The organism is Enterobacter cloacae complex sp. SHL018 (assembly GCF_049237905.1).
GTDB classification, from domain to species: Bacteria; Pseudomonadota; Gammaproteobacteria; order Enterobacterales; family Enterobacteriaceae; genus Enterobacter; species Enterobacter hormaechei_C.
Genome location: NZ_JBMKJE010000005.1, coordinates 322,983 through 334,884 on the forward strand (window position 1 = coordinate 322,983; position 11,902 = coordinate 334,884).

The 11,902-nt window shown below is 52.3% G+C and carries 8 protein-coding genes; 6 read left to right on the top strand and 2 right to left on the bottom strand.

What is annotated here, in order from left to right:
• The first annotated feature begins 97 nt into the window (after window positions 1-97).
• The 6 genes from rplK to rpoC all read left to right on the top strand — a co-directional run bounded on the left by rplK (window position 98) and on the right by rpoC (window position 11,100).
• The gene (rplK, locus tag ACOTY5_RS19185; RefSeq protein WP_003862340.1) at window positions 98-526 is read left to right on the top strand and encodes a 50S ribosomal protein L11; all 429 of its coding nucleotides are present in this window, start codon (window positions 98-100) and stop codon (window positions 524-526) included.
• Between the two features lie 3 nt (window positions 527-529).
• Window positions 530-1,234: a 50S ribosomal protein L1 gene (rplA, locus tag ACOTY5_RS19190; RefSeq protein ID WP_006810530.1), complete on the top strand. Its 705-nt coding sequence runs from the start codon at window positions 530-532 to the stop codon at window positions 1,232-1,234.
• A gap of 289 nt (window positions 1,235-1,523) precedes the next feature.
• Window positions 1,524-2,021, top strand: a complete 498-nt coding sequence (gene rplJ, locus ACOTY5_RS19195; protein WP_003862338.1) for a 50S ribosomal protein L10 — start codon at window positions 1,524-1,526, stop codon at window positions 2,019-2,021.
• A 66-nt stretch (window positions 2,022-2,087) separates the two neighbouring features.
• On the top strand, window positions 2,088-2,453 hold the full coding sequence (rplL, locus tag ACOTY5_RS19200) for a 50S ribosomal protein L7/L12 (protein WP_002445276.1): 366 nt from the start codon (window positions 2,088-2,090) through the stop codon (window positions 2,451-2,453).
• Between the two features lie 318 nt (window positions 2,454-2,771).
• The gene (rpoB, locus tag ACOTY5_RS19205; RefSeq protein ID WP_015569976.1) at window positions 2,772-6,800 is read left to right on the top strand and encodes a DNA-directed RNA polymerase subunit beta; all 4,029 of its coding nucleotides are present in this window, start codon (window positions 2,772-2,774) and stop codon (window positions 6,798-6,800) included.
• 76 nt (window positions 6,801-6,876) lie between these two features.
• Window positions 6,877-11,100, top strand: a complete 4,224-nt coding sequence (gene rpoC, locus ACOTY5_RS19210) for a DNA-directed RNA polymerase subunit beta' (RefSeq protein ID WP_017384083.1) — start codon at window positions 6,877-6,879, stop codon at window positions 11,098-11,100.
• A 58-nt stretch (window positions 11,101-11,158) separates the two neighbouring features.
• Here rpoC and ACOTY5_RS19215 read toward each other — a convergent pair whose 3' ends face one another.
• Both ACOTY5_RS19215 and ACOTY5_RS19220 read right to left on the bottom strand, forming a co-directional pair.
• A complete protein-coding gene (locus ACOTY5_RS19215) occupies window positions 11,159-11,476 on the bottom strand; it encodes a PTS lactose/cellobiose transporter subunit IIA (protein ID WP_003862327.1) in 318 nt (105 codons plus the stop codon).
• On the bottom strand, window positions 11,476-11,784 hold the full coding sequence (locus ACOTY5_RS19220; RefSeq protein ID WP_010425948.1) for a PTS sugar transporter subunit IIB: 309 nt from the start codon (window positions 11,782-11,784) through the stop codon (window positions 11,476-11,478). The genes ACOTY5_RS19215 and ACOTY5_RS19220 overlap by 1 nt, the downstream gene beginning before the upstream one ends.
• Window positions 11,785-11,902: the final 118 nt, after the last annotated feature.

Consider the following 11,902-nt stretch of genomic DNA (forward strand, 5'->3'; position numbering starts at 1 on the left):
TTCGCGCCTTTTGTTTTTATGGGTCCCGACCCGTAAAACGAATTTTATTCACGGGGAGCCTCTCCGAGGCGTTATTACCCAATCAGAGGATTTTAGAATGGCTAAGAAAGTACAAGCCTACGTCAAGCTGCAGGTTGCAGCAGGTATGGCGAACCCAAGTCCACCAGTTGGTCCAGCTCTGGGTCAGCAGGGTGTGAACATCATGGAATTCTGTAAAGCGTTCAACGCCAAAACTGAATCCATGGAAAAAGGTCTGCCAATCCCAGTTGTAATCACTGTTTACGCTGACCGTTCTTTCACTTTCGTTACCAAAACCCCTCCAGCAGCAGTTCTGCTGAAGAAAGCAGCGGGCATCAAGTCTGGTTCCGGTAAGCCGAACAAAGACAAAGTGGGTAAAATTTCCCGCGCTCAGTTGCAGGAAATCGCGCAGACCAAAGCTGCCGACATGACTGGTTCCGACATTGAAGCGATGACTCGCTCCATCGAAGGTACTGCACGTTCCATGGGCCTGGTAGTGGAGGACTAAGAAATGGCTAAACTGACCAAGCGCATGTCCGTGATCCGTGACAAAGTTGATGCGACCAAACAGTACGACATCAACGAAGCTATCGCTCTGCTGAAAGAACTGGCAACTGCTAAGTTCGTTGAAAGCGTTGACGTTGCCGTTAACTTGGGCATCGACGCTCGTAAATCCGATCAGAACGTTCGTGGCGCAACTGTACTGCCACACGGTACTGGCCGTTCCGTACGCGTAGCTGTATTTGCTCAGGGTGCAAACGCTGAAGCTGCTAAAGCTGCCGGCGCTGAACTGGTAGGTATGGAAGATCTGGCTGATCAGATCAAGAAAGGCGAAATGAACTTTGACGTTGTTATTGCTTCTCCAGATGCAATGCGCGTTGTTGGCCAGCTGGGCCAGGTTCTGGGTCCACGCGGCCTGATGCCAAACCCGAAAGTGGGTACTGTAACGCCTAACGTTGCTGAAGCGGTTAAGAACGCTAAAGCAGGTCAGGTTCGTTACCGTAACGACAAAAACGGCATCATCCACACCACCATCGGTAAAGTGGACTTTGACGCTGACAAACTGAAAGAAAACCTGGAAGCTCTGCTGGTTGCGCTGAAAAAAGCAAAACCAACTCAGGCGAAAGGCGTGTACATCAAGAAAGTTAGCATCTCCACCACCATGGGTGCAGGTGTTGCAGTTGACCAGGCTGGCCTGAGCGCTGCTGCAAACTAATGCCTTTACGTGGGCGGTGATTTTGTCTACAATCTTACCCCCACGTTTGCTAACAAAAGTTAGCGGCTAAAAGAATTGTTCGTTGGAGCCTGGCCTATCCAGGCCTCCGTCGAAGACCGCAGGTGTTTCGCAAGAAACTTAATCCCCTGCGTAGACGGTGACAGAACGCTAAGATTATTTTAAATACTCTGGCTTGTTTCTGCTCACCGTATTAAGACGCTCTTCCCGTTGGGTCGAGTGAAGTGAGTTCCGGAACATGAGTTCCGGCAAACATCCAGGAGCAAAGCTAATGGCTTTAAATCTTCAAGACAAACAAGCGATTGTTGCTGAAGTCAGCGAAGTAGCCAAAGGCGCGCTGTCTGCAGTAGTTGCGGATTCCCGTGGCGTTACTGTAGACAAAATGACTGAACTGCGTAAAGCAGGTCGTGAAGCTGGCGTATACATGCGTGTTGTTCGTAACACCCTGCTGCGTCGCGTAGTTGAAGGTACTCAGTTCGAGTGCCTGAAAGACACGTTTGTTGGTCCGACCCTGATTGCATACTCTATGGAACACCCGGGCGCTGCTGCTCGTCTGTTCAAAGAGTTCGCGAAAGCGAATGCAAAATTTGAGGTCAAAGCTGCAGCCTTTGAAGGTGAGTTGATCCCGGCATCGCAAATCGATCGCCTGGCAACCCTGCCGACCTACGAAGAAGCAATTGCACGCCTGATGGCAACCATGAAAGAAGCTGCGGCTGGCAAACTGGTTCGCACTCTGGCTGCTGTACGCGATGCGAAAGAAGCTGCTTAATCGCAGTTATCTTTATAAAGCATTTGCTTACGTATAAACTTATTCTGATTTTCAGGAACAATTTAAATGTCTATCACTAAAGATCAAATCATTGAAGCAGTAGCAGCTATGTCCGTAATGGACGTTGTAGAGCTGGTTTCTGCAATGGAAGAAAAATTCGGTGTTTCTGCTGCTGCTGCTGTAGCTGTAGCTGCGGGCCCGGCTGAAGCTGCTGAAGAAAAAACTGAATTCGACGTAATTCTGAAAGCTGCTGGCGCGAACAAAGTTGCTGTAATCAAAGCAGTACGTGGCGCAACTGGCCTGGGTCTGAAAGAAGCTAAAGACCTGGTAGAATCTGCTCCAGCTGCGCTGAAAGAAGGCGTGAGCAAAGACGACGCAGAAGCACTGAAAAAATCTCTGGAAGAAGCTGGCGCTGAAGTTGAAGTTAAATAAGCCAACTTTTCTGGTTGCAGCCTAAGCAATTAGGCTGATGGCTGGTGACTTTTTAGTCACCAGCCTTTTTGCGCTGTAAGCATCAGCAGCATTTCACACTGTTTGACTGCTGGTTGTCCTGACAATGCTTGTTTCTATCGACGACTTAATATACTGCGACAGGGTGCGCGCTCTGTGTAAATCGCAATGAAATGGTTTAAGCGTGATAGCAACAGGTATTGCGGAAAGTATTCAATTTTCCGGTCCACAAAATGGTGTTGCACAAACTGTCCCTTCGTCGGACAGATGGGTCGACTTGTCAGCGAGCTGAGGAACCCTATGGTTTACTCCTATACCGAGAAAAAACGTATTCGTAAGGATTTTGGTAAACGTCCACAAGTTCTGGACATTCCATATCTCCTTTCTATCCAGCTTGACTCGTTCCAGAAGTTTATCGAGCAAGATCCTGAAGGGCAGTACGGCCTGGAAGCAGCCTTCCGTTCCGTGTTCCCGATTCAGAGCTACAGCGGTAATTCCGAGCTGCAGTACGTCAGCTACCGCCTTGGCGAACCGGTGTTTGACGTTCAGGAATGTCAGATCCGTGGCGTGACCTATTCCGCACCGCTGCGCGTAAAACTGCGTCTGGTGATCTACGAGCGCGAAGCGCCGGAAGGCACCGTAAAAGACATTAAAGAACAAGAAGTCTACATGGGTGAAATTCCACTCATGACGGACAACGGTACTTTCGTTATCAACGGTACTGAGCGTGTTATCGTTTCCCAGCTGCACCGTAGCCCGGGCGTCTTCTTCGACAGCGATAAAGGTAAAACGCACTCTTCCGGTAAAGTACTGTATAACGCACGCATCATTCCTTACCGTGGTTCATGGCTGGACTTCGAATTCGATCCAAAAGACAACCTGTTTGTCCGTATCGACCGTCGTCGTAAGCTGCCTGCAACCATCATTCTGCGTGCACTGAACTATACCACTGAGCAGATCCTGGACCTGTTCTTTGAGAAAGTGATCTTTGAAATCCGCGACAACAAGTTGCAGATGGAGTTGGTGCCGGAACGTCTGCGTGGTGAGACCGCGTCGTTCGACATCGAAGCCGACGGCAAAGTGTATGTGGAAAAAGGTCGCCGTATCACCGCGCGCCACATCCGCCAGCTGGAAAAAGATGATATCAAACACATCGAAGTTCCGGTTGAATACATTGCAGGAAAAGTAGCCGCGAAAGATTACGTTGATGAATCAACTGGCGAGCTGATCTGCCCGGCGAACATGGAGCTGAGCCTGGATCTGCTGGCTAAGCTGAGCCAGTCTGGCCACAAACGTATCGAAACGCTGTTCACCAACGATCTGGACCACGGTCCGTACATCTCTGAGACTGTACGCGTCGACCCAACCAACGATCGTCTGAGCGCGCTGGTCGAAATCTACCGCATGATGCGTCCTGGTGAGCCACCAACTCGCGAAGCGGCTGAAAGCCTGTTCGAGAACCTGTTCTTCTCCGAAGACCGCTACGATCTGTCCGCGGTTGGTCGTATGAAGTTCAACCGTTCTCTGCTGCGCGACGAGATCGAAGGTTCCGGTATCCTGAGCAAAGACGACATCATTGAAGTGATGAAGAAGCTCATCGATATCCGTAACGGTAAAGGCGAAGTGGACGATATCGACCACCTCGGCAACCGTCGTATCCGTTCCGTAGGCGAAATGGCGGAAAACCAGTTCCGCGTTGGCCTGGTACGTGTAGAGCGTGCGGTGAAAGAGCGTCTGTCTCTGGGCGATCTGGATACCCTGATGCCTCAGGATATGATTAACGCGAAGCCGATTTCTGCGGCAGTGAAAGAGTTCTTCGGTTCCAGCCAGCTGTCTCAGTTCATGGACCAGAACAACCCGCTGTCTGAGATCACGCACAAACGTCGTATCTCCGCACTCGGCCCAGGCGGTCTGACCCGTGAACGCGCAGGCTTTGAAGTTCGAGACGTACACCCGACTCACTACGGTCGCGTATGTCCAATCGAAACGCCTGAAGGTCCAAACATCGGTCTGATCAACTCCCTGTCCGTGTACGCACAGACGAACGAATACGGTTTCCTCGAGACCCCGTATCGTAAAGTGACCGACGGTGTTGTTACTGACGAAATTCATTACCTGTCTGCTATTGAAGAAGGCAACTACGTTATCGCTCAGGCGAACTCCAATCTGGATGACGAAGGCCACTTTGTAGAAGATCTGGTTACCTGCCGTAGCAAAGGCGAATCCAGCTTGTTCAGCCGCGACCAGGTTGACTACATGGACGTATCCACCCAGCAGGTGGTATCCGTCGGTGCGTCCCTGATCCCGTTCCTGGAACACGATGACGCCAACCGTGCATTGATGGGTGCGAACATGCAACGTCAGGCCGTTCCAACTCTGCGTGCTGATAAGCCGCTGGTTGGTACCGGTATGGAACGTGCTGTTGCCGTTGACTCTGGTGTTACAGCAGTTGCTAAGCGTGGCGGTACCGTTCAGTACGTTGACGCATCCCGTATCGTTATCAAAGTTAACGAAGACGAGATGTATCCGGGCGAAGCGGGTATCGACATCTACAACCTGACCAAATACACCCGTTCTAACCAGAACACCTGTATCAACCAGATGCCATGTGTGTCTCTGGGTGAGCCAGTTGAGCGCGGCGACGTGCTGGCAGACGGTCCGTCCACCGACCTCGGTGAACTGGCGCTCGGTCAGAACATGCGCGTAGCGTTCATGCCGTGGAACGGTTACAACTTCGAAGACTCCATCCTCGTCTCCGAGCGTGTGGTTCAGGAAGATCGTTTCACCACCATCCACATTCAGGAACTGGCATGTGTGTCCCGTGACACCAAGCTGGGGCCAGAAGAGATCACCGCTGACATCCCGAACGTGGGTGAAGCTGCGCTCTCTAAACTGGATGAATCCGGTATTGTTTACATCGGCGCGGAAGTGACCGGCGGTGACATTCTGGTTGGTAAGGTCACGCCGAAAGGCGAAACCCAGCTGACGCCAGAAGAGAAACTGCTGCGTGCTATCTTCGGTGAGAAAGCGTCTGACGTTAAAGACTCTTCTCTGCGCGTACCAAACGGTGTTTCCGGTACGGTTATCGATGTTCAGGTCTTCACCCGTGACGGCGTTGAGAAAGATAAGCGTGCGCTGGAAATCGAAGAGATGCAGCTCAAACAGGCTAAGAAAGACCTGTCTGAAGAACTGCAAATCCTCGAAGCAGGTCTGTTCAGCCGTATCTATGCGGTGCTGGTTGCCGGAGGCGTTGAAGCTGAGAAGCTCGACAAACTGCCACGCGATCGCTGGCTGGAACTGGGCCTGACCGACGAAGAGAAACAGAATCAGCTGGAACAGCTGGCTGAGCAGTATGACGAACTGAAACACGAGTTCGAGAAAAAACTCGAAGCGAAACGCCGCAAAATCACTCAGGGCGACGATCTGGCACCAGGCGTGCTGAAGATTGTTAAGGTGTATCTGGCTGTTAAACGTCAGATCCAGCCTGGTGATAAGATGGCAGGTCGTCACGGTAACAAGGGTGTTATCTCTAAGATCAACCCGATCGAAGATATGCCGCACGATGCTAACGGTACGCCGGTAGATATCGTACTGAACCCACTGGGCGTACCGTCTCGTATGAACATCGGTCAGATTCTGGAAACCCACCTGGGTATGGCTGCGAAAGGTATCGGCGATAAGATCAACGCCATGCTGAAACAGCAGCAGGAAGTCGCGAAACTGCGCGAGTTCATCCAGCGTGCCTACGATCTGGGTACCGACGTTCGTCAGAAAGTCGACCTGAACACCTTCAGCGATGAAGAAGTGCTGCGTCTGGCAGAGAACCTGCGCAAAGGTATGCCAATTGCAACGCCGGTATTCGACGGTGCAAAAGAAGCTGAAATTAAAGAGCTGCTGCAACTGGGTGGTCTGCCAACGTCTGGTCAGATTACGCTGTTTGACGGCCGTACCGGTGAACAGTTCGAGCGTCCGGTAACCGTAGGTTACATGTACATGCTGAAACTGAACCACCTGGTCGACGACAAGATGCACGCTCGTTCTACCGGTTCTTACAGCCTGGTTACTCAGCAGCCGCTGGGTGGTAAGGCTCAGTTCGGTGGTCAGCGCTTCGGGGAGATGGAAGTGTGGGCGCTGGAAGCATACGGCGCAGCATACACCTTGCAGGAAATGCTCACCGTTAAGTCTGATGACGTGAACGGTCGTACTAAGATGTATAAGAACATCGTAGACGGCAACCATCAGATGGAACCGGGCATGCCAGAATCCTTCAACGTACTGTTGAAAGAGATTCGTTCGCTGGGTATCAACATCGAACTGGAAGACGAGTAATTCTCGCTCAAACAGGTCACTGCTGTCGGGTTAACGCCCGACAGCAGAGTGTGCTAACTCCGACGGGAGCAAATCCGTGAAAGACTTATTAAAGTTTCTGAAAGCGCAAACTAAAACCGAAGAGTTTGATGCGATCAAAATTGCTCTGGCTTCGCCAGACATGATCCGTTCATGGTCTTTCGGTGAAGTTAAAAAGCCGGAAACCATTAACTACCGTACGTTCAAACCTGAGCGTGACGGCCTTTTCTGTGCGCGTATTTTCGGGCCAGTAAAAGATTACGAGTGCCTGTGCGGTAAGTACAAGCGCCTGAAACACCGTGGTGTGATCTGTGAGAAGTGCGGCGTTGAAGTGACCCAGACCAAAGTACGCCGTGAGCGTATGGGCCACATCGAGCTGGCGTCTCCGACCGCTCACATCTGGTTCCTGAAATCTCTGCCGTCCCGTATCGGTCTGCTGCTGGATATGCCGCTGCGCGATATCGAACGTGTTCTGTACTTCGAATCTTATGTGGTTATCGAAGGCGGGATGACCAATCTGGAACGTAACCAGATCCTGACCGAAGAACAGTATCTGGACGCGCTGGAAGAGTTCGGTGACGAATTTGACGCGAAGATGGGTGCGGAAGCTATCCAGGCCCTGCTGAAGAGCATGGATCTGGAGCAAGAGTGTGAAACTCTGCGCGAAGAGCTGAATGAAACCAACTCCGAAACCAAGCGTAAAAAGCTGACCAAGCGTATCAAACTGCTGGAAGCGTTCGTTCAGTCTGGTAACAAACCAGAGTGGATGATCCTGACCGTTCTGCCGGTTCTGCCGCCAGATCTGCGTCCGCTGGTTCCGCTGGATGGTGGTCGTTTCGCAACGTCGGATCTGAACGATCTGTACCGTCGCGTGATCAACCGTAACAACCGTCTGAAACGTCTGCTGGATCTGGCTGCGCCGGACATCATCGTACGCAACGAAAAACGTATGCTTCAGGAAGCAGTCGATGCCCTGTTGGATAACGGTCGTCGTGGTCGTGCGATCACCGGTTCTAACAAACGTCCTCTGAAATCTTTGGCCGACATGATCAAAGGTAAGCAGGGTCGTTTCCGTCAGAACCTGCTCGGTAAGCGTGTTGACTACTCCGGTCGTTCTGTAATCACCGTAGGTCCATACCTGCGTCTGCATCAGTGCGGTCTGCCGAAGAAAATGGCACTGGAGCTGTTCAAACCGTTCATCTACGGCAAGCTGGAACTGCGTGGCCTCGCCACCACCATCAAAGCCGCGAAGAAAATGGTTGAGCGTGAAGAAGCTGTCGTTTGGGATATCCTGGACGAAGTGATCCGCGAACACCCGGTACTGCTGAACCGTGCACCAACTCTGCACCGTCTGGGTATCCAGGCCTTTGAGCCAGTCCTGATCGAAGGTAAAGCGATCCAGCTGCACCCGCTGGTTTGTGCGGCCTATAACGCCGACTTCGATGGTGACCAGATGGCTGTTCACGTACCGCTGACGCTGGAAGCCCAGCTCGAAGCGCGTGCGCTGATGATGTCTACCAACAACATCCTGTCTCCAGCGAACGGTGAACCTATCATCGTTCCTTCTCAGGACGTTGTACTGGGTCTGTACTACATGACCCGTGACTGTGTTAACGCCAAAGGCGAAGGCATGGTGCTGACTGGCCCGAAAGAAGCTGAGCGTATTTATCGCGCTGGCCTGGCCTCTCTGCATGCGCGCGTTAAAGTGCGTATCACCGAATACGAAAAAGATGAAAACGGCGAGTTCGTTGCGCACACCAGCCTGAAAGACACGACCGTTGGCCGTGCCATTCTGTGGATGATCGTACCGAAAGGTCTGCCTTTCTCCATCGTCAACCAGGCGCTGGGCAAGAAAGCGATCTCCAAAATGCTGAACACCTGTTACCGCATTCTGGGTCTGAAGCCGACCGTTATCTTCGCTGACCAGACAATGTACACCGGCTTTGCTTATGCAGCGCGTTCAGGTGCATCTGTTGGTATCGATGACATGGTCATCCCAGAGAAGAAACACGAGATCATCTCTGAAGCGGAAGCTGAAGTTGCTGAGATCCAGGAGCAGTTCCAGTCTGGTCTGGTAACCGCAGGCGAACGTTACAACAAAGTTATCGATATCTGGGCTGCGGCGAACGATCGTGTATCTAAAGCGATGATGGATAACCTGCAAACCGAAACCGTGATTAACCGTGACGGCGTAGAAGAGCAGCAGGTCTCCTTCAACAGCATCTACATGATGGCCGACTCCGGTGCGCGTGGTTCTGCGGCACAGATTCGTCAGCTGGCAGGTATGCGTGGTCTGATGGCGAAGCCAGATGGCTCCATCATCGAAACGCCAATCACTGCGAACTTCCGTGAAGGTCTGAACGTACTCCAGTACTTCATCTCCACGCACGGTGCGCGTAAAGGTCTGGCGGATACCGCACTGAAAACGGCGAACTCCGGTTATCTGACGCGTCGTCTGGTTGACGTTGCGCAGGATCTGGTCGTCACCGAAGACGATTGTGGCACCCTCGAAGGTATCACCATGACCCCGGTTATCGAGGGTGGTGATGTTAAAGAGCCGCTGCGCGATCGCGTACTGGGTCGTGTGACCGCGGAAGACATTCTGAAGCCGGGCACCGCAGACATTCTGGTTCCACGCAACACCCTGCTGCACGAACAGTGGTGTGACCTGCTGGAAGCGAACTCTGTTGACTCCGTGAAAGTGCGTTCCGTTGTATCCTGTGACACCGACTTTGGTGTGTGTGCGCACTGCTACGGTCGTGACCTGGCGCGTGGCCACATCATCAACAAAGGTGAAGCTATCGGCGTTATCGCGGCACAGTCCATCGGTGAGCCGGGTACACAGCTGACGATGCGTACGTTCCACATCGGTGGTGCGGCATCTCGTGCGGCTGCTGAATCCAGCATCCAGGTGAAAAACAAAGGTAGCATCAAGCTCAGCAACGCGAAGTCGGTTGTGAACTCCAGCGGTAAACTGGTTATCACTTCCCGTAACACCGAGCTGAAGCTGATCGACGAATTCGGTCGTACCAAAGAGAGCTATAAAGTGCCTTACGGTGCGGTTATGGCGAAAGGTGATGGCGAGCAGGTTGCTGGCGGTGAAACCGTTGCAAACTGGGATCCACACACCATGCCGGTTATCACCGAAGTAAGTGGTTTCATCCGCTTCACTGACATGATCGACGGCCAGACCATTACTCGTCAGACCGACGAGCTGACCGGTCTGTCTTCTCTGGTGGTTCTGGATTCTGCTGAACGTACTACCGGCGGTAAAGATCTGCGTCCTGCACTGAAAATCGTTGATGCTCAGGGTAACGACGTTCTGATCCCTGGTACCGATATGCCTGCGCAGTACTTCCTGCCGGGTAAAGCGATTGTACAGCTGGAAGATGGCGTACAGATCAGCTCTGGTGACACCCTGGCGCGTATTCCTCAGGAATCCGGCGGTACCAAGGACATCACCGGTGGTCTGCCACGCGTTGCGGACCTGTTCGAAGCACGTCGTCCGAAAGAGCCTGCGATCCTGGCTGAAATCAGCGGTATCATCTCCTTCGGTAAAGAGACCAAAGGTAAGCGCCGCCTGGTTATTACGCCAGTAGATGGCAGCGAGCCGTACGAAGAGATGATTCCTAAGTGGCGTCAGCTCAACGTGTTCGAAGGTGAACGCGTAGAACGTGGTGACGTGGTTTCCGATGGTCCAGAAGCGCCGCACGACATCCTGCGTCTGCGTGGTGTGCATGCTGTTACCCGTTACATTGTTAACGAAGTACAGGACGTATACCGTCTGCAAGGCGTTAAGATTAACGATAAACACATTGAAGTTATCGTTCGTCAGATGCTGCGTAAAGCAACCATCGAAAACGCGGGCAGCTCCGACTTCCTGGAAGGCGAGCAGGTTGAATACTCACGCGTTAAGATCGCTAACCGCGATCTGGAAGCGAACGGCAAAATCGGTGCGACCTTCGCACGCGATCTGCTGGGTATCACCAAAGCGTCTCTGGCAACCGAGTCCTTCATCTCTGCTGCATCGTTCCAGGAAACCACTCGTGTCCTGACCGAAGCGGCTGTTGCAGGTAAACGTGATGAACTGCGCGGTCTGAAAGAGAACGTTATCGTGGGTCGTCTGATCCCGGCCGGTACCGGTTATGCGTACCACCAGGATCGTATGCGTCGTCGCGCAGCGGGCGAACTGCCAGCTGCACCGCAGGTGACTGCCGAAGATGCATCCGCGAGCCTTGCAGAACTGCTGAACGCAGGTCTGGGCGGTTCCGACAACGAGTAATCGTTGATGCCGTAAATAAAAAACCCGCCGAGGCGGGTTTTTTTACATCTGTATGTCTTCAGTTCACTAACGGGATACGTCGATAAAGCTCAATCATATCGCCCGCCAGATCCTGAATAACCATCGCGTTCATCAGGTGATCCTGAGAGTGAACGGTGATCAGGTTAACCGGAAGTTTCCCGGTCCCTTCATCAAGACCGATAAGCTGCGTCTGGATCGTATGCGCATGTTTCACATATTCACGCGATTCTTCCATCGCTTTCTCGGCTTCATCAAAGTCGCCTTTTCGCGCCATCTGCAACGCCGTCAGGGCCGCGCTGCGCGCTGCGCCTGCGTTGACAAGCAGTTCCATAATCGTGGTTTCTAAGTCTTCCATTATGACTCCAGAAGTTTGAGCGCTTTTTCCAGTACGGCATCACCTTTCATCATGCCGTAATCCATCATGTCGATGACCGCAACCTTTTTTCCGAGCGGATCGGCCTGCGCCTGGAGTTTTGCCTGTTCGTATTTAACCTGTGGCCCCAGTAATACGATATCAGCCGTCGCGATGTTATCTTTAAACTCCGCGACCGGAACGGCTTTAATGGTTACTTCGACTCCTTTTTTCTGCGCGGCATCTTTCATACGTTGAACCAGCATGCTGGTTGACATTCCCGCTGCACAGCATAAAACGATGTTCTTCATAGTCAGCCTCGATCTACATGTGTTTATTGATAATTATCCCGTGCAGACCGCTTCAACAACCGCTTTACCGTGATTGTGTGTCAGGCATCACAAAGAAATCGGCATTTTCCTGAAACCG